At 51.6% G+C, this 22,313-nt stretch carries 21 protein-coding genes; 12 read left to right on the top strand and 9 right to left on the bottom strand.

Translation table 11 applies throughout. The annotated features are described in order from the left end of the window. The first annotated feature begins 31 nt into the window (after window positions 1-31). From trxA to EXY25_RS16935, 3 genes are all read left to right on the top strand, one after another. Entirely contained in the window at window positions 32-358 is a 327-nt protein-coding gene (gene trxA / locus EXY25_RS16945) for a thioredoxin TrxA (protein WP_114339351.1), read from the top strand. A gap of 200 nt (window positions 359-558) precedes the next feature. Beyond that, on the top strand, window positions 559-1,824 hold the full coding sequence (rho, locus tag EXY25_RS16940) for a transcription termination factor Rho (RefSeq protein ID WP_114339352.1): 1,266 nt from the start codon (window positions 559-561) through the stop codon (window positions 1,822-1,824). 159 nt (window positions 1,825-1,983) lie between these two features. Beyond that, window positions 1,984-2,607, top strand: coding sequence for a DUF642 domain-containing protein (locus EXY25_RS16935; RefSeq protein ID WP_114339353.1), 624 nt, complete (start codon window positions 1,984-1,986; stop codon window positions 2,605-2,607). 23 nt (window positions 2,608-2,630) lie between these two features. Here the strand turns inward: EXY25_RS16935 and EXY25_RS16930 are convergent, their stop codons facing one another. After that, a complete protein-coding gene (locus tag EXY25_RS16930; protein ID WP_130567791.1) occupies window positions 2,631-4,172 on the bottom strand; it encodes a DUF3369 domain-containing protein in 1,542 nt (513 codons plus the stop codon). A gap of 77 nt (window positions 4,173-4,249) precedes the next feature. Then, entirely contained in the window at window positions 4,250-6,676 is a 2,427-nt protein-coding gene (locus EXY25_RS16925; protein WP_130567790.1) for a cation:proton antiporter domain-containing protein, read from the bottom strand. Between the two features lie 116 nt (window positions 6,677-6,792). On the opposite strand from EXY25_RS16925, the gene ubiD reads away from it, so the two are divergent. From ubiD to fre, 3 genes are read left to right on the top strand one after another with little or no spacing between them, the layout of a single operon-like run. Further along, complete coding sequence (ubiD, locus tag EXY25_RS16920; protein ID WP_130567789.1) at window positions 6,793-8,262, top strand: 4-hydroxy-3-polyprenylbenzoate decarboxylase; 1,470 nt, start codon at window positions 6,793-6,795, stop codon at window positions 8,260-8,262. Further along, window positions 8,259-8,534, top strand: coding sequence for a 2Fe-2S iron-sulfur cluster-binding protein (locus tag EXY25_RS16915; RefSeq protein WP_207232190.1), 276 nt, complete (start codon window positions 8,259-8,261; stop codon window positions 8,532-8,534). The genes ubiD and EXY25_RS16915 overlap by 4 nt, the downstream gene beginning before the upstream one ends. Window positions 8,535-8,594: 60 nt before the next feature. After that, complete coding sequence (gene fre / locus EXY25_RS16910; RefSeq protein WP_199405260.1) at window positions 8,595-9,293, top strand: NAD(P)H-flavin reductase; 699 nt, start codon at window positions 8,595-8,597, stop codon at window positions 9,291-9,293. A gap of 58 nt (window positions 9,294-9,351) precedes the next feature. Here the strand turns inward: fre and EXY25_RS16905 are convergent, their stop codons facing one another. The 5 genes from EXY25_RS16905 to EXY25_RS16885 form a co-directional block, all read right to left on the bottom strand. Continuing rightward, window positions 9,352-10,527, bottom strand: coding sequence for a heme biosynthesis HemY N-terminal domain-containing protein (locus EXY25_RS16905; protein ID WP_130567788.1), 1,176 nt, complete (start codon window positions 10,525-10,527; stop codon window positions 9,352-9,354). Then, window positions 10,524-11,849: a uroporphyrinogen-III C-methyltransferase gene (locus EXY25_RS16900; RefSeq protein ID WP_130567787.1), complete on the bottom strand. Its 1,326-nt coding sequence runs from the start codon at window positions 11,847-11,849 to the stop codon at window positions 10,524-10,526. The genes EXY25_RS16905 and EXY25_RS16900 overlap by 4 nt, the downstream gene beginning before the upstream one ends. Further along, on the bottom strand, window positions 11,842-12,606 hold the full coding sequence (locus EXY25_RS16895; protein ID WP_130567786.1) for a uroporphyrinogen-III synthase: 765 nt from the start codon (window positions 12,604-12,606) through the stop codon (window positions 11,842-11,844). The genes EXY25_RS16900 and EXY25_RS16895 overlap by 8 nt, the downstream gene beginning before the upstream one ends. Beyond that, window positions 12,603-13,532 carry a hydroxymethylbilane synthase gene (gene hemC, locus EXY25_RS16890; protein ID WP_114339359.1) on the bottom strand — a complete coding sequence of 310 codons (930 nt, stop codon included), beginning with the start codon at window positions 13,530-13,532 and terminating at the stop codon, window positions 12,603-12,605. The genes EXY25_RS16895 and hemC overlap by 4 nt, the downstream gene beginning before the upstream one ends. Before the next feature lie 124 nt (window positions 13,533-13,656). Beyond that, window positions 13,657-14,511, bottom strand: a complete 855-nt coding sequence (locus tag EXY25_RS16885; protein WP_130567785.1) for a DUF2914 domain-containing protein — start codon at window positions 14,509-14,511, stop codon at window positions 13,657-13,659. Between the two features lie 205 nt (window positions 14,512-14,716). On the opposite strand from EXY25_RS16885, the gene EXY25_RS16880 reads away from it, so the two are divergent. Further along, window positions 14,717-17,242: a class I adenylate cyclase gene (locus EXY25_RS16880; RefSeq protein ID WP_165419400.1), complete on the top strand. Its 2,526-nt coding sequence runs from the start codon at window positions 14,717-14,719 to the stop codon at window positions 17,240-17,242. 38 nt (window positions 17,243-17,280) lie between these two features. On the opposite strand, the gene EXY25_RS16875 is transcribed toward EXY25_RS16880, so the two are convergent. Further along, window positions 17,281-17,973, bottom strand: a complete 693-nt coding sequence (locus EXY25_RS16875; protein WP_130567783.1) for an alpha/beta hydrolase — start codon at window positions 17,971-17,973, stop codon at window positions 17,281-17,283. Next, window positions 17,973-18,284, bottom strand: a complete 312-nt coding sequence (cyaY, locus tag EXY25_RS16870; protein ID WP_114339363.1) for an iron donor protein CyaY — start codon at window positions 18,282-18,284, stop codon at window positions 17,973-17,975. The genes EXY25_RS16875 and cyaY overlap by 1 nt, the downstream gene beginning before the upstream one ends. Window positions 18,285-18,359: 75 nt before the next feature. On the opposite strand from cyaY, the gene lptM reads away from it, so the two are divergent. The 5 genes from lptM to xerC all read left to right on the top strand — a co-directional run bounded on the left by lptM (window position 18,360) and on the right by xerC (window position 22,312). Next, the gene (gene lptM, locus EXY25_RS18830) at window positions 18,360-18,527 is read left to right on the top strand and encodes an LPS translocon maturation chaperone LptM (protein ID WP_205695382.1); all 168 of its coding nucleotides are present in this window, start codon (window positions 18,360-18,362) and stop codon (window positions 18,525-18,527) included. A gap of 14 nt (window positions 18,528-18,541) precedes the next feature. Then, entirely contained in the window at window positions 18,542-19,792 is a 1,251-nt protein-coding gene (lysA, locus tag EXY25_RS16860) for a diaminopimelate decarboxylase (protein WP_114339365.1), read from the top strand. Between the two features lie 99 nt (window positions 19,793-19,891). Continuing rightward, entirely contained in the window at window positions 19,892-20,722 is an 831-nt protein-coding gene (dapF, locus tag EXY25_RS16855; RefSeq protein WP_130567782.1) for a diaminopimelate epimerase, read from the top strand. Further along, the gene (locus tag EXY25_RS16850; RefSeq protein WP_130567781.1) at window positions 20,719-21,408 is read left to right on the top strand and encodes a DUF484 family protein; all 690 of its coding nucleotides are present in this window, start codon (window positions 20,719-20,721) and stop codon (window positions 21,406-21,408) included. Before dapF ends, EXY25_RS16850 begins: the two co-directional genes overlap by 4 nt. Continuing rightward, window positions 21,401-22,312: a tyrosine recombinase XerC gene (gene xerC, locus EXY25_RS16845; protein ID WP_114339368.1), complete on the top strand. Its 912-nt coding sequence runs from the start codon at window positions 21,401-21,403 to the stop codon at window positions 22,310-22,312. Before EXY25_RS16850 ends, xerC begins: the two co-directional genes overlap by 8 nt. Window position 22,313 lies beyond the last annotated feature (1 nt).

The raw sequence follows: 22,313 nt of genomic DNA, 5'->3' as shown, positions 1-22,313 counted from the left end.
GCGCTAGTCGATTAATAAAGCGGAGAAGAAAATGAACGAAAAGATTGTTCAGCTAAGCGATGATAGCTTTGAAGCTGACGTACTGGCTGCAGACCAAGCGGTATTGGTAGATTTTTGGGCCGAGTGGTGTGGTCCTTGTAAAATGATCGCCCCTATCTTGGATGAAGTGGCTGATGAGTACGATGGAAAGCTGACCATTGGCAAGCTGAATATCGACCAGAATGCTCAAACTCCCCCTAAATACGGCATTCGTGGTATCCCTACTCTGCTGTTATTCAAGGGCGGTAATGTGATTGCGACTAAAGTGGGTGCGCTGTCTAAAACTCAATTAAAAGAGTTTCTCGACGCCAACATTTGATCGTGCTCGACAATGCGGCGGGAATTCCGCCGCATTTAGTGGACGCCCCTAATTTAAGCTGCTAATCTGATCCTGCTTTGAGCATTTCCTGACCAATTTTCAATATAAATCCTTTTTAACATTAAATATTCTCGGGAATATCCAGGGTTCAGCCACGCATTCTGCGTGCTTAATACCCACCATTCAAGAAACCCACCGATATGAATCTAACTGAATTAAAGAACAAACCCATCTCAGAACTCGTTGCCATCGCAGAGTCGATGAAGCTAGATAATCTGGCTCGTGCTCGCAAACAGGACATCATCTTCGCAATTCTTAAAGCCCATGCGAAAAGTGGCGAGGATATCTTTGGTGGAGGGGCTCTTGAGATTTTGCAGGATGGTTTTGGCTTCCTTCGCAGCGCTGATAGCTCATACTTGGCCGGACCGGACGATATCTATGTATCGCCGAGTCAGATCCGCCGCTTTAATCTGCGTACTGGTGACACCATTGCCGGAAAAATTCGCCCGCCCAAAGATGGCGAACGCTATTTTGCACTGTTGAAAGTCAATGAAGTGAACTTCGACAGACCGGAAAACGCCCGCAGTAAAATCCTTTTTGAAAACCTCACGCCACTGCACGCTAACGAACGCCTGCGTTTGGAGCGAGGAAACGGTTCGACCGAAGATATCACCGCACGAGTGCTGGATCTGGCTTGCCCCATCGGTAAAGGCCAACGCGGTTTGGTGGTTGCACCACCTAAAGCCGGTAAAACTATGCTGTTGCAGAACTTGGCGCAGTCAATTGCCTACAATCACCCTGAGTGTGTATTGATGGTGTTGTTGATTGATGAACGCCCAGAAGAAGTCACAGAGATGCAGCGTTTGGTACAAGGAGAAGTGGTTGCTTCTACCTTCGATGAACCAGCAAGCCGTCACGTTCAAGTGGCCGAAATGGTGATCGAGAAAGCCAAACGTCTGGTTGAGCATAAGAAAGATGTGGTGATCTTACTTGATTCCATTACCCGTCTGGCACGGGCTTACAACACTGTGATCCCTAGCTCCGGTAAAGTACTTACCGGTGGTGTTGATGCCAACGCCTTGCATCGTCCGAAGCGTTTCTTTGGTGCGGCGCGTAATGTTGAAGAGGGTGGTAGCTTGACGATCATCGCTACTGCGCTAATCGATACCGGCTCGAAGATGGATGAAGTGATCTACGAAGAGTTCAAGGGAACTGGTAACTCTGAAGTTCACCTGGATCGTAAGATTGCTGAAAAACGTGTTTATCCAGCTATCAACATCAATCGTTCTGGTACCCGCCGTGAAGAGCTGCTGACGGCACCGGATGAACTGCAGAAGATGTGGATTTTGCGTAAAATCGTTCATCCTATGAATGAAAGTGATGGTATGGAATTCTTGATTGATAAGTTGGCCATGACCAAAACTAACAATGAGTTCTTTGATGCGATGAAGAAGCAAAAGTCATAGTCTGACACGGTTTTTTTAGCATAGAAAACCCGCCATATTGGCGGGTTTTTGTTTATCAAATGTACAGAGTTGCTAATTGTTTGAGTGTTAGCTGATATACTGCACCGGTATTCTCAGTTGTTATCGTCGTCATTCGGCGATCTGTAGTAGGGAACCCCGATGTTGAAAACCTCTTTTGTGGTCTCTTTCTTGGCATTGCTATGGGCGCCTTTGGCCTCGGCAAACTTGATTGTAAATGGCAGTTTTGATCAGTTTGAACAAACACCCACACGCAGTTGGTCTGTTTATCAGTCGTTGATTGGCTGGCAAACGACGGCAGGATCCGGCATTGAAGTGGGTAAATATCATCTCTACACCAACAGCAACCCTGAGGATGATAACCCTTGGGTCGTTGAACTCGATAGTTACAACAATTCTGCTATGCAGCAGACGGTACAGGTTGAGCAAGCAAGTTTGTTTGAGTTGAGCTTCAGTTATGCGGCACGGACCAATAGGCCAAATGACAACATCATCAATGTTGGCTTGCTGCCGTTGAGCCCTGATTTGGCCAGCTTCAACGAAACAAAGCGTTCCCAGCAAGGCTGGCAAACGGTGAGTTATAAGATTTGGTTGCAACAAGGTGCTTACGACCTTGAGTTAAGTGCGGGCGGTATCAGCAACTCTCTGGGTGGTTTGATCGACAATGTGCGTTTGATTGACGTGGATGCACCAGCAACCCCTCTGCTTGCCAGTTTGGCTCTGTTTGGTTTGTTGCTTCCGCAGTTGCGCCGTCGCGGGGCGTAATCTCTTCGCTGGTGTTTATAGGCTTAATCCGGGTAACGTGTCCGGATCGCCTTAATCTGTTCGAAGTTCGCTATCAATAGGTCAACAAGGCGTGGTTCAAACTGTTTACCACGCTCTCTTTGCATCAGATCGACAATTTTGTCGTATGACCATGCCTCTTTATAACAACGTTGGCTGGCCAAGGCGTCTAACACGTCGGCCACGGCAGTGATCCTGGCGGCTACGTCGATCTCTTCTCCCGCTAACCCTCTTGGGTAACCTGTGCCATCCCAACGTTCATGATGCTGCCCGGCGATCACTGAGGCGAGCTTAAGTATTCGCTTGCCGGAACGTGCCAGCAGGGTTTCACCAAAATTGGCGTGGGTCTGCATGGTTTGCCATTCCACATCGTCCAGTTTGCCTGGCTTATTGAGAATACTGTCGGCGATACCGATCTTGCCGATGTCATGCAGGGGCGATGCATACTTGATTAAGTCTGCCGATTCTTCGTCTAAGCCATAGCTGAGTGCGAGAAAATGGCTGATTTTGGCAACCCGTTTAACATGGGCGCCGGTCTCCTTTGAGCGCCCCTCAACAGCCTCACCTAGGATATAAACAAGCTCCCTCTGGGTATCCTCTACCTCTTCCCGGATCAACAGGTTTTCGTAGGTAAGGCCAACATTGGAGGCGTAGATCTCCAGCAGTTGTTGGTCGAGATCGGTGAGATCTCCCGGATACTCCAAATAGAGCAAGTTTTCTGCCCCCATATGAGAGCGCTTGTAGCAGACGTAGTAGTGTTCGGTAGCGAATGATCCCTGTGTTTCTGATGCTTTTTTAAAGGCATTGGCAACTTCTGCAGGCAGTTCGTCAATGGATTGCACATCCTTGTATTTGTCCATGTCACCACTGGTAGCCAGCACATGGTAGTGGCCTTCCTGTACGCTGGCAGCGTAAGCGCTGAGTTGGCGGCAGCAGATCGCATCTGACTGGAGACCCAGTAAGTTGATGATCTGATCGAGTATGGCCGAGGCGAGCGTGCGTAACGTGTGTGATTCATTGACTTCACTGATTGCGTCGATAACCCGGCGTAACCCTTTACGACTTTGATTGACGGTGCAGATGTCGCGGTAGCTGCGGATAGTGGAGTAGACGAGCGTTTTCATTTTGGTGGAGGTTAGTTCGGTCTTGTCTTTGTAATCGTTGATGTCATAGTCTCGAATGACTTGCTCTTCCGGAGCTTGCCCTGGCTGACCGGTTCTAAGAACGAGGCGCGTGTATTTGTTTTTCATCTCTTCACGGATCACGCGGGCGCAGTTGAGACCGGCATCGGGGGTTTCCATCACTACATCAAGTAACGCCAGTGCGATATCTTCTCGCTCTGCCATCACTTGCAATGCTTCTTCACCGGTATAAGCGCTGATCAGCTTCAGAGGTCGGCCTTGAACTTCCATGCCGCCGAGCACCATGGTGGTGATCTGATGCACTGCCGGTTCATCATCGGCGATTAACACATGCCAAAACTGTTGTGCGTCGTGATTACTGGGAACCGCGACTTCTTCTTCACTGAATAACAGTTTGTCGTCCATTCATACTCTCCTATCCACCTCATAAGAAAAGATAATTCAAGCCGCCGGTAATGCCAGTGACGCGACGATAATTACTTCTATTTTGGTAGATTGAGCAGCCTTTTTATTAATACCGGGTACTCTTTGGCCATGGCTTGCCATTGCTGTTGATCAAAGCTCAGTACCTCAACAGCACAGATCGCTTTGGCGCGATTGGTACAAGGGGTGGGTGTTGCTGGGTCTTGACCTAGTTGCACCCCCGCCCCCTTGGCACTGATATCGGTGATGTGGCCTTTGTCGGTATCAAAAACCTGCACTGTTCCGGCCAACAACAGTAGCCAACATGATCTGCTCTTTTCGTTGAACAGCAGCTCGCCTTCGTCGATCAATCGGTGCTGGCCATGTCTGAGTAGTGACTGCAGGTGTTCGATGGGCCATTTTTGTAGAGACTCTAATTGCTGTAGTTGTTGTAACTGGTTTTCATGCAGTGAGGGCAGTTTGAAGTGCTGTAACTGCGCCTTTTTCATTTGGTTGTCGGTAAGCAGCTTTTCTCTCTCCCCACTTTCCAGCAAGCCTTGGCTGGCCAATTTTTCAATCGTTTCAGCTCGATTGTTGAGCAGTACACGTTGACTGATATGGGTTTGTAATGCCCGACATAAAGCGGGGTAGTGCTGTTCTAATGCTGCGAGCCGGAACTCAAGCTGACGTTGGTTTTCATGGAGTAAGTGCATTGCTTCATTGGCTATCTCTGCGGGCGGCGAAAGTGTGGGTAGCAGGATCTGCAGATCCTGTTGTGCTTGGACAAACCCCCGTGCCATACCATATTGCAGGCGCAGCCTCTGCTGTCCCAGTGCCAAGGTATTGTTTTGCCATCCCGGTAACTGACTGATTAAGCGGTGCCAAAGCGGCGGTTTGGTGAGCTGATCCAAAATTTGATGATGGTTTAATTGCGGCTTGCCATCCAGTGCCAAGTCGAGCGCTTGGAGCAGTTTATGCAGGGCACTGCGGCTGAGATAGCCCTGGTGATACTGTTGCCAATAGAGCTGGCGCTCGGCCTCCAATAACTGACGGAATAGGGCTTCCCGATCGGTTGGAGTGCCGAGTTCGTGAGTCTGTTGAATTCCCAATTGCTGCTCAATTCTAGGCCAGTTACTGAGGCGTAGATGGGGGTTATTCTTTAGTTCGGCAGCGCTGGCTAGCGTTGCTTGATTGAGCAAACCGCAGGCATGGTCCATGGCGGCTTGTTTGGCGGGTGATAATCGGTCCAACTTTAACCATTGGCAAAGGTGGCGCATGGTGGCGGCATTGATAAGTAGGGTCAGTGATACCACCCCTGCGGTGAGGAAGAGGATCTGATGGCCACGTTCGTCGCTTAAGCTCGGCGCATGCATCAGGCTTAAGGCGAGTACGAGAGCGACAGCGCCCCGTAGACTACCCCATACCAGTACTATCGCTTTGTCGAGGCGAAATCCCCCTGGCATTTTCTTTAGAACGGGATAAAGCAGGGCAACGGTGATTGTGCGTACTAACATGACGATTAAGTACACCCAGGGGATCAGTCCCCAAGACAATTTGTCGTCTAACGGAATATTGACCGCGATGGTGATGCCAACCAGCAGGAATGCCAGCGTATTGGCGACATGTGCCAATAGGTGCCAGAACTGATCAAGAAACCGTATCACCTTGTTCGGTAGCCAAAGGGCGATGTGGGTGGCGAGGGTGAGCCCTAAGGCTACCACGGCGACGACGCCGGAAAGGTGGAGCACTACTTCCGCCAGCATGTAGCAAAAAAAAGCGGACACGACGGAGAGACTGATCTGAGCCAATGGATCCTGCTGTAAGCGTCGCATCCAGATGAGAAATAGGCGGCCAATCAACCAGCCGAGTACCCCTCCGCCGATGGCGACCACCACAAAATCGACCAGCGTCATACCGCTCATGGCGGCGCCCGGCTGCAACAGCCCAAGGAATAGCAGGAAGATGACAATGGCAGTGCCGTCGTTGAGGAGTGACTCCCCTTCCAGCAGTGTTTCCAAGCGCTTTGGTGCGCCAAGCTCCTTGAGGAGAGCAACGACCGCCACCGGATCGGTTGCACTGATCAGCGCGCCAAATAGTAGAGCTTCGGTCCAACTCCATTGCCAGGGCAAAAACATGCGGCAGGCCCAAGCGGTGAGTACGGTGGCAATAATCAGTCCAGGCACGGCGAGTAAACTGATCTGTGGAAATAGCCGTTTAAATAAGTGTGGCTCCATATTGAAGGCTGATTCGAAGATTAAGATGGGCAGAAACAGCGCGAGGATCAGGTGCGGTTCCATGGTGGCGATGTAGCTGACCATTTGATTGCTGACGGGATCGATCTCTCGCAACAAACCGCTGCGGTCCAGCCCGCCAAGTAGGAGGCCGACCAACATCAGTGCCACCGTGTAGGGTAGTTTTTTCCCATGCAGCATCTGCCGCACGGCAGAGCCGATCACCAGCGCGCTGATGGCGCATAGGAGCAAGAGCAGTTCGGCGGTGAGTTGCATAGGCGACTCCGGCAGATATCTTGTTGAAGTATAGGTGCTGAGGAAGAGAGCTTGGGCATGGCATGGTTCACTGTCATCGTTATAATGACGTCAATCAAAGATTGGGTAGCAAACAGATGAAATATAGGGATTTACGAGAATTTATCGCACATCTTGAAGAGATGGGGGAGCTAAAGCGGGTATCACAAACCATTGACCCTTATCTGGAAATGACCGAGATCTGCGATCGTACCCTGCGGGCAGAAGGGCCAGCGTTGCTGTTTGAACACCCGAAAGGGCATCAGGTGCCGGTGTTGGCCAACTTGTTTGGTACGCCGCGGCGGGTCGCTTTGGCGATGGGACATGATGATGTGGCATCGTTACGGGATGTGGGTAAGTTATTGGCTTACTTGAAGGAGCCTGAGCCACCGAAAGGCTTCCGTGAATTGATCGATAAGCTGCCTGCGTTCCGTCAGGTGTTAAATATGCCCACCAAAAAGATTAAACGCCCGCCGTGTCAGCAGGTGGTGATGAGCGGTGATGAAGTAGATTTGACGGCGTTGCCGATCCAGCATTGCTGGCCGGGAGATGTTGCCCCATTAGTGACCTGGGGTTTGACCATCACCCGTGGACCACTTAAAAAACGTCAGAATCTGGGAATTTACCGCCAGCAACTGCTTGGTCGCAACAAGCTGATTATGCGTTGGTTATCCCACCGTGGTGGTGCGTTAGACTTTCAAGAATGGCAGCAAGCGCATCCTGGTGAAAAATTCCCCGTGGCAGTGGCGTTGGGCGCCGATCCTGCGACAACGCTGGGGGCGGTTACGCCGGTACCGGACACGCTTTCAGAGTATGCTTTTGCCGGTTTACTCCGGGGCAGTAACACCGAAGTAGCGAGTTGTTTGAGCTGTGATTTAGAGGTGCCAGCGCACGCTGAAATTGTGCTTGAAGGTTATATTGAACCAGGTGAAGAAGCGGATGAAGGGCCTTATGGCGATCACACCGGCTACTACAACGAAGTTGAGCGCTTCCCTGTGTTTACTGTTACCCATGTCACCATGCGTGAGAATCCAATCTACCATAGTACCTATACTGGTCGTCCGCCTGATGAACCGGCAGTATTAGGGGTGGCACTGAATGAAGTGTTTGTACCGATCTTGCAGAAGCAGTACCCCGAAATCACCGATTTTTATCTGCCGCCGGAAGGTTGCTCGTATCGTATGGCCGTGGTGACGATCAAGAAACAGTACCCGGGACATGCCAAGCGAGTCATGATGGGGGTGTGGTCGTTCCTACGTCAGTTTATGTATACCAAGTTTGTGATTGTTTGCGATGACGATATCAATGCCCGTGATTGGCAAGATGTGATCTGGGCGATCACCACACGGATGGATCCTAAGCGTGACACCACCTTTGTGGAACATACGCCGATTGATTATCTCGACTTTGCCTCCCCTGTGGCAGGCTTAGGGTCAAAAATGGGGCTTGATGCCACCAATAAATGGGCAGGGGAAACCGACCGTGAATGGGGCGAACCGATCACCATGGATGAAGCGGTTAAGAGCCGAGTCGATGCGCTATGGGATGAGCTGGATATCCTGAAGTGAGTCAGGTTTTTCAGGTGCAGGTGAATGACGGTGAATATGAGTTTACCGTCGATGGGGACGAGACCTTGCTGCAAGCAGCATTAGCTGCGCCTGTGCCTTGGCCACATCGTTGCCGTCAAGGTGGTTGTGGCAGTTGCTTATGCAGGGTGACTTCCGGTACCGTGTGCTACCCTCGGATGGCGCCGATGCTAACAGTGGCAGAACAGCAAGAGGGTTGGTGTTATGCCTGCTTGGCGACACCGACTAGCGATTTAACGATAGAGATAGGCTGAATATAGAGACTGGTTGGGGTCAATGTGTCCCGACGGCTTTCAGGTGAGGAGTTTCAAAAAGTGTCGCAGATCCTGCAGTGTAAGGTAGAGACAGTTACGCCGTTGACCGAGTTTGTCTATCGGGTGAAGTTGCGTTGCCAAACGCCGGTTGAGTTTGCCGCAGGTCAGTATCTGCAGTTATGCATTACTGAGCGGGACAAGCGCCCGTTCTCTATTGCATCGGTTCCCGGTGACAATGTGATCGAGCTGCATATCGGCGCGTCTACCCGCGATGGCAAGGCGATGGAGGTGATCCACTTCCTGCAGGTTAATCGTGATATTCAGGTGGAGTTGCCGTTGGGGGATGCGCAACTGCGACAACCATTGGCACGTCCTATCATTTTGGTGATCGGCGGCACGGGTTTCTCATATGCCCGTTCTATTGTTGGCGAACTGCTGAAACAGCCTCTATCACAACCGGTTTATCTTTATTGGGGCGGTCGTGATCGGCGCTCCTTGTACTTGGCGCCGTTAGCACAGCAATGGGCGCAGCAAACTCCGCATTTCCACTTTATTCCGGTGTTAGAGAACCCGCCATCGGGTTGGCAGGGAAAGCAGGGCAAGGTGCATGAAGCTGTGTTGGAGGATTTTGTCAGCCTGGACAGTTACGATGTGTATGTGGCCGGTCCATTTGAGATGGCCGGTGTTGTGCGAGCCGCATTTGCTCGTCAAGGGCTGCACCCTGATCATCTATACGGTGACGCCTACGCGTTTATCTAGCACATACCTCAGGCCAACTTTCTGTTGGCCTGTATCTGTTATCTACTCACTCATTTGCCTAGGTTAGATCTAAACTGCTTTGGCGATAATGTTTCAGCGCTTGGTCGGGGTTATTACTGGCCGCATGCACCTCTGCCAGTGCCACATGGGCGGTTGTCGATGGTGCCAGTCTTAGCGATTTCTCAAGGTAGGTTTTTGCGTCTTCCAGGCGTTTCGCTTTTAGGCTGAGTTGACCCAGTGTTGCCAGCAAGTGGGGATTCTCCGTTTGACCCTTTAGCCAATGCTTTGCTTCCAGTAACAGAGCTTCGGGCTCCGCTTTCAGTTTGACCACCAGATCCAGTAGTGCGCCATCGACCTGCTTGCGCAGTGCCTTTATCAGTATGGGCTGCACTTCATCATCTTCGCCGCAGCGCAGCATTTGGCTGACATAACTGGCGGTAATGGTGGGATCGTGGCGCAGCTTGCGTGATAGGCTTTGCCAATGTTCCTGCAACCCTTGCCCACTCTGACGAGAACCGAGCTGAGCAAAGTAACCCTGCTGTGCCTGTCGTTCTAGGGCATCGAGCTCAGCACTAGGCATACGCTTTGATTGTCGTAACGGTGTTAATAGATCCAGCAAGTTCGCCCAATCTTCCAGCTGTAGATACAGATCCTTTAATAACATGACAGCGTGGGGGCTATCTGGGTACTCGCGCTGAATACTGCTTAACGTGGCTAAGGCCTGCTCTTTTTGACCCTGTTGGATCTGCAACCTCGCCTGCGTTAAAGCCACGGCTAACGGGTTGTCTCCCTGCTTTCTATGTGCCAATTTAAGGTATTCGTCGCGTCGCTCAACTAAATTTTGTGCCTGCGCGGCTTCTGCGGCACCGAGATAGTTAATGACAGGCAGCGCAGCCCCTTTGGCGCCTTTGGTCATCAGTTTTTCGGCGTTAGCCCATTCGCCGCTCATCAAGGCGAGCAGGCCACTGCGGGTAAACTGACGGGATTGACGTCGGCGGCGACCGGAGATCAATTCACGGGCTTGGCGGGTAGCGTTGATCGTGCGCTTCAGCAGCCATTCAATCAGCCAGATACTGAGTAGCGCGACGGTTAATAACAGGCTAAACGTCACAGCCGTCATTTCGATGGTGGTATGCCCTAGGGCGAACAGGACGTAGCCCTTATTTCCAGCCAGCCCTGGTCCCAGGATGAGCCCTGCTGCGGCAATGACAATAAGAATGATCAGCTTGCTCATATCTGCTCGCCCTTATCTGCGCTGTCAGCTGCCGGTACCTCGTTGGCTGGTATCTCCTGCTGAGGCTGTGCTTGCGCTTCAGGGGACTCTTCTGGCGCTGCTTCGTCGGTTGGCTTGACGGCTACGGGTGGTGGCTCCGTGACGACGGCTTTGCCTTGCTGTACTGGCGCGTCGCTCTGCAGTAGTGACTTCAGGCGTTTTTCCAAGATCCGCTCCAGAGGTTGGCGAACCATAAAGTCTTCTGGATAGCTGGGCTCGATATTGTGCTTTTGCAATGCCAGAAGCTCTGCCTGCATCGACTTACCTAAGTCGGAGTCATCGATGAAGTAGGTATTGATCCATTCATGGGCGGTAGCTAGGGCGTCTTGATAGACACCTTGCTGCTCGCGAAACAGGGCAAGCTGCGCCAGCATCAGCTTGGCACGCAGGTTTTCCTGCAGATACCAGCGTTGATCCGGTGCGAGTAGCGGTTCCACATCGTCCGTGCGTTTGCGTATGGTAATGAAATCATCTGCAAATGAATGCCAGGTTTTGATTAGGTTATCTTTCCAGTCTTCAGGTGAGTGACTGAGGCGGTTTTCTGCTATGGCCTCATCTAGATCAGGAAGAACAACCCCTTTCAGAGGCAGTTCAGTCACTTGACTGGTGAGTGCACTCAAGGTCAAGGCTATCTCACTGCGATCAAGATCCGGCAATGCTTTAAGTGCTGCCATATCTTTGGCTAAATCTGCGCGCAGCGGGATTAAGCTGGGATCTTGCAATTCAGCTAGGCGTTGATCCGCTTCCCGTAACAGCATCAGAGACGTGGTGACATCGTGCTCTAACCACAGTTTATGGCCAGCCAGGCGCACCAGATAGTTGGTTTCTGCCAGCAGCCAATCACTTGGTTGACGGCTTGCCAATGACAATAAGGTATTACTGAGGCGATCCATCTCTACCGATTGGCGTTCAAAACGGCCATCCCAATCCAGCTTTAATGCTCCGATCTTGGCGGACAGTTGGTTGAGGGGCTGCATCTTATCTAGCTGCAGTTGCTGTTGTAGTGCTTTTGATTTGAGTTCCGCGATATCAGTACCGGCGTCGTGTCCTCGTTGATACAGGTGATAGCTGATAAACAGTAGCAGGGCGATAGCGATCACTGACAGTAGCAATGCCAGCTGTGCGAGTCGGCTCTTGGCCGGCGAATTGGTAGCCGCTTTGCTGACCGCGGCAGCCTTAGGTTGCGGCTCTGTTTTGGCCGGTGAAGGCGTCGTTGATTCGGCCTTGGCGGATGAGGTGTCTGCATCGGGTTGAATGTTTTTATTATTCTCTTGTTCAGCCATTGGCGTTACCTGTGTTGGTCATTTCTGACAATACCCTGATGACGGCATCATCACTTGCGCCTTGAGTATTGATAATATTAGTAAAATTAAGCGATTGTGCGATCTCTTTCACGCGTTTACTCGGCACTAGTAGGGTAAGTGCTTGTTTCTGTGCTGAGTTATCTGGGATTACCTGGTCGATTAACTCGACCAGCTCAGCGCTGGTGGCTAATAGCGTGTTGATTCTTTTCTGTTTTAAGATATCGGCCAAGCGTGAGGTGTTGTCATGGGGCTGGCGTCGGTAGAGGTCAAAACTGTGCACAATGGCACCACGTTGTGCTAATTCGTCTTCTAGCAGTGTGCGCCCGCCTACGCCTTTGAGGATGACGACTTGCTTAGCCGCGATAGCGTTGGGCTGCAGCGACGGCAGCATCAGTATGCCTTCACTGTCTGCATGCTGGGGCACGGTGGGGTTCACTCCCAGTGCCTGCCAGTGAGTGGCTGTGGCGTTACCTATGGCAATCGTTTCGCTGGATGGCCAGTGGGTTACGGTGTCAGCCAAGGCGAACAGAGCATATTGACTGGTGGCTATCACCTTGTCGTCGGCACAGAGCTTGGCGAGTTGCTGCGCTGCATTTTTAATATCTGGGCCGGGCAAGATCTGTAGCAGCGGTAATAGTTCGCACTGACAACCAAGCGCTGCAGCTTTTGCTTGCAGCGCTTCTCCTCGCCCTTGCGGTCGGGTGATAAGCATTCGGATCCCAGCGGGAGCACTCATGCGTCGTTGTATACCTCAGCCAGTACTTTATCAGCCCCTTGCGCCAGCAGGTCATCGGCGACCTGATGACCTAAGCTGACGGCATCAGCAATCGGCGCTCTGGCTTCAGCGGTGTACATCACTGAGCCGTCTGGGTGGCCGACAAGACCGCGTAACCAAAGTTGCTGGTCGACGATCTCGGCATAGCTGCCGATCGGCACCTGGCAACCGCCTTGCAATCTCAGGTTCATCGCGCGCTCTGTCGTCACTCTTGCCGTGGTGGCTTCATGCTGCAATGCTGCCAGTAGGCTTTGTGTTTGCAGATCATCGGCACGACACTCAATACCGACGGCGCCCTGGCCGACGGCGGGCAAGATCTGCTCGGGGCTGAGTTTGGCTCGGATACGCTGCGGCATCTCTAAACGTAATAAGCCTGCGGTAGCCAGAATGATGGCGTCATATTCGCCGGCATCCAGCTTGGCTAAGCGGGTATTTACATTGCCCCGTAGATCTTTGATCACCAGATCCGGACGCTTGCTGCGCAATTGACACTGACGACGGAGGCTTGAGGTGCCAACCACGGATCCTGCTGGCAGCTCGTCGATACTGGCGAAGTGATTACTGACAAAGGCATCGCGGGGATCTTCCCGTTCGCAGATGGTGTGGAGCAGCAAACCTTCGGGAAAGTCGACGGGCACATCTTTCATTGAGTGCACGGCGATATCGGCACGGCCCTCAAGCATAGCGACTTCCAGCTCTTTAACGAACAGACCTTTGCCACCGACTTTCGCCAGTGGTGTATCAAGGATCTTATCGCCTTTGGTGCTCATAGGTACCAGTTCGATGGTGAGATCCGGATGAGCAGCCTGCAAGCTGGCTGCGACAAATTCGGCTTGCCACATGGCCAGTGGACTTTTTCGTGTTGCAATGCGGATGGTGTGAGTCATAACAGCGGATCAATATCGATAGATAAACTCATCCTACCATGCTGTTATGGTCAGGTCATCGTGGCTACTTGCTGTTTGTTTTTAAACAGAGTTATTCGATCCGCACTACGCGTTGCCAGGTCGTTTAAGGTTGGCGATAGAAGTCGTAATAGGCCAATAATTCTTGGCTTGGGCCACGTAGTTCTACCCGCCATTGTCCCGGCAAACTGGCAGAGATACGCTTACTTGAATAGGTACGCCAGCGATCACTGCCCACAGGCAGTGAGATATCAGCGATCACTCGTTCATTGTAGAGCCAGCGATGATGCACGGTTTTTCCTGCTAACCCAGAGAGCTCGGTAAAGTAGTACAGGGTTTGTAGCTCCCCCCCTGTGACGATGCTGCCTGCGGGCAGTTTGTCTTGTGGCTCTTTCTGAACAATGGCGGTGGTGAGCGTGTGGCGTTCCACCAGGTTTGGTTGTAGCAGCGCCATGCCGATAGTGTCAGTGGGTACGGCTGGCTCTGATGCTGCCTCCTGCTCAAGGGGCATCATCTGCTCAGCTGCCGGCGCCTCCTCCACTGTTGCTGGTGGTACTTGTAATGGCGCGCTGTTTGCCGCTGCCGGTTCACCTGGTAAGGCTACGGGTGGGTGTTCGACGTCGATCTCTGCTGTTTCGTCTGCTGCTGGCTTGGGTAACTTTGCTGCCTCAGCGGCAGGCGTCTGTGGCTGCACTTTTGCAGCTAGCCGTTCTGTTGTAATGGGCAGTGCGGCGGCGACAGGCTGCGTCTTATCTACGTCATTTACCACAACGACAGCGGCTTCGGCAGCTAGGGTGTTGTTCGCTTTTTCATCTGAAAAAACAAAGTAAAACAACAGGCTGGAGGCACAAGTCAAAGCCAAAATCAGGCCGCAGATACGCCGCCAATGCCACTGATGCTCGATCTGTGCGCTTGGTTCTGGTGGCGTGATATTAACTTTGATATTGAGTGTTGCGGGCATGGATTAATGTTGATCGCTTGTTAATAGATAAAGGAATATACCCAAAAACGCTTACAACAAATAGGGTTGTTGGTTTACTGAGCAATTGAGTACTGTTATGCTGCTCACAATACCAACAGAAAATACCGCCTTGATCACGCCGTTTGCCTGGTGCAATGTGGTTCACCAATAACAATTATTTAACAGGTTGCAGAGGTCGGTTGATTTGCAGATTGCACAGTTAACGAGAGTGAAGCAGCGGGTTGTCAATTACAACCAGCTTCGTCTCAGCCGTGCGGAAGCTGGTCTGACCACTGTGGGGCGTCGTGTTTTCCGCCTGTTACCTACCCTGTTCCACTTCAATCATCCTGAACTGCCCGGCTTTGTTTCCCTCGATACGCCGTCAGGTATTGCCAATTTTGAACCCAGTAATCAGCAGCTTTCGTTAACCGAAGAGCTGATCCGCAATCTGGGCGGTGCTGGAATTGAGCAACTACCAAGCCCTCAGCAGACCGATATTATTGGCCTCTACTGCATGGGCTCGACCGCTTCTATCGGTCAGTGCAGTGAAAGCGATCTGGATATCTGGGTGTGCCATCATTGCCATTTAGCACCGGCCGTACTTGAATCCCTGCGCCTGAAGTGTGAGCAACTCACCGCTTGGGCTGCAACCATGGGTGTTGAAGCAAATTTCTTCCTAGTGAACCCCGAGCAGTTCCGTAGTGGTCACAATCAGGTGCTCAGTGAAGATAACTGCGGTAGTGCACAGCACTGGTTGCTGTTAGATGAATTTTACCGCAGTGCAGTCCGTATTGCCGGGCGTCACCTTGTTTGGTCATTGATCCCTGCCGATCAGGAAGCGAACTACAACGAAGTTGTAGAAGGCTTTTATGAAAGTGGAGAAGTGGATAAGAGCGAATGGCTGGATATGGGCGGTTTCAGTGGTGTTCCGGCTGAAGAGTATTTTGGTGCGACGCTTTGGCAGCTTTATAAGGGGATCGACTCTCCCTACAAAGCCGTGATCAAAACTTTGCTGATGGAGGCGTATTCCCACGAATACCCGCACAGTAAGCTGCTTTGCGTGGAACTGAAGCGTATTCTCCATGAGGGCTGTGACGATCCGCTGCTGTTAGATCCTTATTATCGCATGTTGTTAAAGGTTACTGACTATCTTGAGAGTCAGGGCGATATGCAGCGCCTAGATCTGGCACGTCGCTGCTTCTATTTGAAAACCCATGAAAAACTGAGTTCTCCGGATCGCCATGAGGGTGAGTGGCGACGGCAAGCGATCCGTGAACTGGTAGATAGCTGGGGCTGGGATCAGGAAAAACTTCGTCATCTAGATAATCGCAGCCACTGGAAAGTGGAACAGGTGCGTGTGGCGTACACTGAGTTGCTGGATACGCAGCTACTTAGTTTCCGCAAACTAATTCAGTTTGCCCGTGACAACGATCTCTCTGATGCGATTAATCCCGAAGATATCTCTATCTTGTCACGCAAACTCTACTCCGCATTTGAAAGCTTGCCCTCGAAAATTAACCTGATCAATCCGCAGATATCTCCTGATCTCCATGAGCCGGAAATCACCCTTATTGAGGTACCGGAAGGGCGTAAAGTTGATGCCGGTTGGTATCTGTATAAGCGCCCGTTGGAAACCTCAAAATTGATCGGGGCCAAGCCACAAAAGCATGCCGATTCACTGCTGAAGGTCATGAGTTGGGCGCATTTTAATGGCGTGATGACGAACGACAGCGAGCTTTATCTCTATCGCCAGTGTAGCGCGCTGGATCTGCGGACGCTGCAACAATGCAGCAGTGATTTACGCAATTGTTTTCCGGTACGGCGTCCGGCGGTGGACAAGCAAGCGTTGTCGCGACCTAGTCAGATTGGTCAGTTAGCGGTATTCATCAACTTGGTTGCCGATCCAACGGTACGCTGGCGCGACCGCGTGATCGATTTCGATGTCAGTAGCCATGATGTGTTGAAATTTGGCCCCGAGCAGCAATGCTTGGTGACAAGTATTGATCTGCTTTATCTGAATAGCTGGAATGAGCTGCATGTAACCAGCTTTAGTGGTGAGCAAGCGCTATTGGATGGCATTAAAGCGATCACCAATAAGATGAGTAAACATGCCAGCCCGCCGACGCAGATCGACCTGTTCTGCTACAGCGAACAGTTTTCCAGTCAGATACGTCGTCGCGTGCAAGGTTTGCTGCAAGAGTCGATAGAGCATCGTCTGCATCGCGATTGTCACCGCCCTCACCTGATGGTGGTTCCTATTGGCCGCGACAAGTATGGATTGACCTTCTCGGCAAAAGAGGTCAGCAGTCAGCAGATCGATAATTCTGTGGACCTGTACCGTCATATCTCAAAATGTAAGCGCGAACATGCGGCAGTGCAGTTTGATGACAGTGGCGAGCTGATGGTGCCAAAAGTGGTGGAAGCCAATGCCAGTGAAGGCTTAGTCCAGTACTTCTTTGAACAGTTGGCTGATCAGCTGAATATCTACGTGGTTGATGAGAACAATCGTGTCGAGGCCTATGGTGACTACAACGGTAGTCGGGAAGATCTCGTGCAGAGTGTGAATCGTTTCTTCACCTCTTCGGAGCAGGCGTGCAGTGCGGAGCAGGTAAACTTTAATCTGCCACAGTTTTACGACATTGTTAGTACGGGGAGTGATGAAGTGCAGGTGCAGCCGTACCGTTCATGCCGTCAAAGTGTCGCTGCCGAGCCAGTACCGCAAGCAGTCTGACCCTTCAGTATTAAATCCCCTGTTGTCGCTATTTTCGCTCAGTCGTTGAGTGGTGGCAGCTGTTTCTGAATAAACTCACCGATCTCCTTAAGCTCATTAAGATCCACTGTGTGGGCGAGCGGATAGGTATTGAACGCCACGTTAAAACCATTTGCTGTTAAAGTCTCGACGGCGGCTTCACCTGCCGCATAAGGCACCACCTCATCTTGTGTGCCGTGACCAAAAAAGATCGCTAGTTGGCGATTTTCCGGGCTGGCCTGCCCCGCCATCAAGCTGGGCTGACACAGGTAGGTTGATAATGCTACCAACCCTGCCAATGGCTGGGCATATCTGACCGCGAGATGCAGTGCGATAACGCCTCCTTGAGAGAAGCCTGCTAATAAGATCCTAGATGACGGGATCCCTTTACCGATTTGTTGCTCTATCAGTGCGGTGACCTGCTGGCACGACACCAGCACCTCATCCAGCGGTGCTCTGCCCTCCAGATCCATGCTTTTGATGTCGTACCATGCGCGCATCGCCATACCGTTATTAATGGTCACTGGGCGCACAGGGGCGTGGGGAAAGATAAAGCGAATACGATGATTTTCCGCTAGATCCAGATAAGGGGGGACACCAGCAAAGCCATCACCGGAGTCACCCAAGCCATGCAGCCAGATCACGCAGGCATCTGCTTCCTGTTTTGGGTTCAGTTCTACATAATCGAGTGGCTCTAAGCTGCTATCGGCCATTAGAAAGAGACCTCTTCGCCACTTTGCTGTTTGATGGCGCTGCTTAATACAGTAGTAAATTCATCACCGCTGCGATCATCTATCCACTGACCATCAACATAGTTGTAGTGATAGCCACCAAACTTGGTTGCTAGCCATAACTGATGCAGTGGTGCTTGCTTGTTAATAATAATTTTACTGCGATTTTCGAACTCCAGTGTCAGGATCCCACCTTGGCTTTCATAATCGATATCGGCACCGGCGTCATCGATTGCTTGTTCAATGGCGCTCATCTGTTGATCGGCTAATTGGTGATATTGGCTATCGTTCATTCTTGGTCCGCTTTGCTTTTATCCGTATGGGTGCGATTATAGAGGTCATTTTGATTCAGATCACCGACTGCCATGATGGAAAAGAAAATAGGCTTACTACTGGCGTGTGCTTTGCTACTTGCCGCGGGTTGCGGCAATAAGGGAACGCTTTATCTGCCAGAGAAAGCGCCTGACCCTGAAAAAACCGAACAAGTAGCTGCGCCATCCGCAGTTGATGAAGTAGAAGCTGTGCCTGTTGATTGATAAGGAATACGCATTTGGACCATTTTAATTATCAGGACGGCCAACTGTTTGCCGAACAAAATCCTGTGACTGACTTGGCGTCACGCTTTGGTACGCCGCTGTATGTTTACTCTCGAGCAACGATTGAACGTCATTTTCAAGCGTTTGAAACCGCTGCTGGTGATCACCCTCATCTGGTCTGCTATGCGGTGAAAGCGAACTCAAATATTGCCGTCCTGAATGTATTGGCGCGGTTGGGAGCTGGGTTCGACATCGTATCGGCTGGAGAGCTAGCGCGAGTGGTACAAGCGGGTGGCGACCCTTCGAAAGTGGTTTTCTCCGGTGTGGCGAAAACCGAACAAGAGATGGCTTACGCCCTGGAGTTGGGGATCCACTGCTTTAATGTAGAAAGCAGTCAGGAACTTGATCGCCTAAACCATGTGGCTGAATCTATGGGCGTGCGTGCCCCGGTATCTATCCGGGTTAATCCAGATGTCGATGCGAAAACCCATCCCTATATTTCTACCGGGTTAAAACAGAACAAGTTTGGTATCGCCATTGAGCAGGCTCCGGAGATCTACCAGAAAGCCGCCAGTTTGAGCCATTTGAATGTGGTGGGAGTGGATTGCCATATTGGTTCGCAGTTGACAGAGTTGTCGCCGTTTATTGATGCACTCGATCGGGTGCTGACTTTGGTCGATAAGCTGGCTGAGCAAGGTATTGAGATCCGTCATCTGGATGTTGGTGGTGGCTTAGGGGTGACCTATGACGATGAGACACCGCCGCATCCGGAAGTGTATGCGAAAGCCTTACGTGAGCGGGTCGCTGACCGTCCTGAATTGACCCTGTTGTTTGAGCCGGGTCGGGCAATTATGGCCAATGCTGGCTTGTTACTCACCAAGGTCGAGTTCATTAAGCCCGGTGATGAGAAAAACTTCGCTATTGTTGATGCGGCGATGAATGATCTTATCCGCCCTGCGCTCTACAGTGCTTGGCAGGCGATTGTGCCAGTGGTGCCACGACTGGATGAGCCGGAAGCGGTTTACGATATTGTTGGTCCGATCTGTGAGACCGGTGATTTCCTTGGCAAAGATCGTGCGCTTGCGCTGCAGCCAGGAGATCTCTTGGCAGTGCGCTCAGCGGGTGCTTACGGCTTTACCATGAGCTCAAACTATAACTCTCGACCTCGTGCTGCCGAAGTGATGGTTGATGGTGAACAGGCGCATCTGATCCGTGCGCGGGAAACCCAAGCTTCGTTGTGGCAAGGGGAAGCGTTGTTGCCCTAGTCTGGCTGCGGCCCGGCTAATTTAGTCTTTTCAATTTGTCGGTGCTCGTTATATCTTCGAGCCTGCGAATAGCGTACAGAATATTGCGGATACGAGTGGATGCTGGTTAATTTTTCCAAAATGCATGGTTTAGGTAATGATTTCGTCGTCATCGACAGCGTTACTCAGAACGTGTTTCTTTCCAAAGAACAGATCCGGAAATTAGCGGATCGCAATTTTGGTATCGGTTTTGACCAGCTACTGGTGGTGGAGCCGCCGTACGATCCTGAGCTTGATTTTCACTACCGCATCTTTAATGCCGATGGTAGTGAGGTTGAGCAGTGCGGTAACGGTGCCCGCTGTTTCGCTCGCTTTGTACGCTCCAAAGGGCTGACCAACAAGCAGCGTATCGGGGTGACGACTAAATCAGGCAAGATCGTATTGCAGATCGAGCGTGAAGGCGGCGTCACCGTTAATATGGGGGTGCCAGAGTTCGAACCCTCGAAAGTGCCGTTGCGTGCCAATAAACAAGAAAAGACCTACCTTGAGCGTGTCGGCGATAAAACGGTGTTTTTTGGCGCTGTCTCCATGGGTAACCCCCACTGTGTGTTGGAAGTGGATGATGTGGCCAGCGCTGATGTTGAAGGCTTGGGCCCTTTGCTGGAGCAGCATGAACGCTTTCCTGAGGGCGCTAATGTCGGTTTTATGCAGATTGTCTCCCGTGAGCATATTAAATTGCGGGTATTTGAACGTGGCGTAGGCGAAACCCTGGCCTGTGGCACCGGGGCTTGTGGCGCGGTTGCTGTGGGCTATCTGCAGGGGAAACTGGCCGAAAGAGTGCAGGTCGATCTGCCTGGTGGCAGTCTGGTGATCCGCTGGCAAGGCCCGGGCAATCCGTTACGTATGACGGGACCGGCGGAGTTTGTATTTGATGGACAGATTAACTTATGAGTGAACAATCTAGCGAAGAAGTAGTATTGGCAGAGCTGGACGATATCCGGGTTTCCGAGTATTTGGCCCAGCATCCCGATTTTTTCGCTCAACATCCTGAACTTCTCAGTGAGTTGCGTTTACCCCACGCTGAGCGTGGCACCATCTCTTTGACGGAGCGTCAGCTCACTGTATTGCGGCAGCAGAACCAGCAGCTGAAAGAGGAGATTACTGAGCTGATGTCGATGGCATCGCGCAACGAAAAGATTTTCCGCGTTTATAGCCAGCTATATACCGATCTGTTGAGTTGTCATCAGATCAGTGAGGTGCAAAAGCTGTTGCAACAACATTTGGCAGAACAGCTGGGATTACCCGTGGTGGCCCTGCGCTTGTTTGACTATGCCGGCGACCGCCAGTTGACCTTGATCCGTGATGACGCTGAGCAGGTACTTACTCGTCGCCTTGGCGGTGGCAGCTGCTACTTTGGTCGTTTGGGACAGCAGGAGCAGTGGTTGCTGTTTGGTGAGAAAACGGTCGAATCGGCCGCATTGTTGCTGATCGGTGAGCCGGGAGAGGCGCACGGTATTTTAGCCATTGGCAGTCATGATGCTCACCATTTTGAGCCAGACATGGACTCGTTATTGGTGGATCAATTGCGGGCGCTGTTATCGACGCTGCTGCCTCGTCTGCTTCCGGCTGATGAGTAGCAAACCGGCTGCTGCGCTGGAGCATTGGATCCAGCGCTTTCTCGACTATCTGCGTTATGAGCGTGTGTCCTCGCCCCATACCTGCAAAAACTATCAGCGTACTTTGAATCACTTCAGTATTGAGATGGCTGAGCATCTGCCTGATTGGCAGGCGCTTAAACCGAGTTATATCCGCGAGTATATTAGTGAATTAAGTTTTCAAGGGCTGGCTGCCTCATCGCTTAACTTGCGGCTGTCGGCTCTACGTAGCTTCTGCCGTTTCTTGCTGCGAGAAGGGGTCCTTCAATCTAATCCGGCGGATGGCGTGCAAGCGCCGAAGCAAGCTAAACCGCTACCAAAAAATATGGATGTCGATGAGCTAAATCAGCTACTCGATATTCAGGATGACGATCCGCTCGCATTGCGGGATAAGGCGATTTTTGAGCTGTTTTATGCCAGTGGCTTGCGTCTAGCGGAACTAGTGTCACTGGATATGGTGATGGTGGATCTGCGAGAGCAGGAAGTGAGGGTCACAGGTAAAGGTAATAAAACCCGCATCGTGCCCTTTGGCAAGCAAGCCCGTGATGCGATCAAAGCTTGGATAAAAGTGCGGGGAGAGCTAGCCCCCGCTGATGAATCGGCGCTGTTTGTTAGTCAGCGACGCCAGCGCATGTCCCCCCGTAGCGTCGAGGCGCGGTTAAAACTTTGGGCCAAGATCCAGGGGCTGGGTGACAACGTCCATCCACACAAGTTACGGCACTCCTTTGCTACCCATATGTTGGAATCATCAGGTGATCTGCGGGCAGTGCAAGAGTTGCTAGGGCATGCCAACCTGAGCACCACACAGGTATATACCCATCTAGATTTTAATCATCTGGCAGAGGTCTATGATAAAGCCCATCCGCGAGCTAAGCGTAAGGAGTAAG

This window comes from Corallincola spongiicola, assembly GCF_004284785.1.
Taxonomy (GTDB): domain Bacteria; phylum Pseudomonadota; class Gammaproteobacteria; order Enterobacterales; family Neiellaceae; genus Corallincola; species Corallincola holothuriorum.
This window is presented reverse-complemented; position numbering and strand designations above follow the sequence as displayed.

Bases quoted from the DNA above. Each gene is read 5' to 3' on its own strand.
- trxA (WP_114339351.1), top strand. From the start codon at position 32: ATGAACGAAAAGATTGTTCAGCTAAGCGATGATAGCTTTGAAGCTGAC.
- rho (WP_114339352.1), top strand. From the start codon at position 559: ATGAATCTAACTGAATTAAAGAACAAACCCATCTCAGAACTCGTTGCC.
- EXY25_RS16935 (WP_114339353.1), top strand. From the start codon at position 1,984: ATGTTGAAAACCTCTTTTGTGGTCTCTTTCTTGGCATTGCTATGGGCG.
- EXY25_RS16930 (WP_130567791.1), bottom strand. From the start codon at position 4,172: ATGGACGACAAACTGTTATTCAGTGAAGAAGAAGTCGCGGTTCCCAGT.
- EXY25_RS16925 (WP_130567790.1), bottom strand. From the start codon at position 6,676: ATGCAACTCACCGCCGAACTGCTCTTGCTCCTATGCGCCATCAGCGCG.
- ubiD (WP_130567789.1), top strand. From the start codon at position 6,793: ATGAAATATAGGGATTTACGAGAATTTATCGCACATCTTGAAGAGATG.
- EXY25_RS16905 (WP_130567788.1), bottom strand. From the start codon at position 10,527: ATGAGCAAGCTGATCATTCTTATTGTCATTGCCGCAGCAGGGCTCATC.
- EXY25_RS16900 (WP_130567787.1), bottom strand. From the start codon at position 11,849: ATGGCTGAACAAGAGAATAATAAAAACATTCAACCCGATGCAGACACC.
- EXY25_RS16895 (WP_130567786.1), bottom strand. From the start codon at position 12,606: ATGAGTGCTCCCGCTGGGATCCGAATGCTTATCACCCGACCGCAAGGG.
- hemC (WP_114339359.1), bottom strand. From the start codon at position 13,532: ATGACTCACACCATCCGCATTGCAACACGAAAAAGTCCACTGGCCATG.
- EXY25_RS16885 (WP_130567785.1), bottom strand. From the start codon at position 14,511: ATGCCCGCAACACTCAATATCAAAGTTAATATCACGCCACCAGAACCA.
- EXY25_RS16875 (WP_130567783.1), bottom strand. From the start codon at position 17,973: ATGGCCGATAGCAGCTTAGAGCCACTCGATTATGTAGAACTGAACCCA.
- cyaY (WP_114339363.1), bottom strand. From the start codon at position 18,284: ATGAACGATAGCCAATATCACCAATTAGCCGATCAACAGATGAGCGCC.
- lptM (WP_205695382.1), top strand. From the start codon at position 18,360: ATGGAAAAGAAAATAGGCTTACTACTGGCGTGTGCTTTGCTACTTGCC.
- dapF (WP_130567782.1), top strand. From the start codon at position 19,892: ATGCTGGTTAATTTTTCCAAAATGCATGGTTTAGGTAATGATTTCGTC.
- EXY25_RS16850 (WP_130567781.1), top strand. From the start codon at position 20,719: ATGAGTGAACAATCTAGCGAAGAAGTAGTATTGGCAGAGCTGGACGAT.
- xerC (WP_114339368.1), top strand. From the start codon at position 21,401: ATGAGTAGCAAACCGGCTGCTGCGCTGGAGCATTGGATCCAGCGCTTT.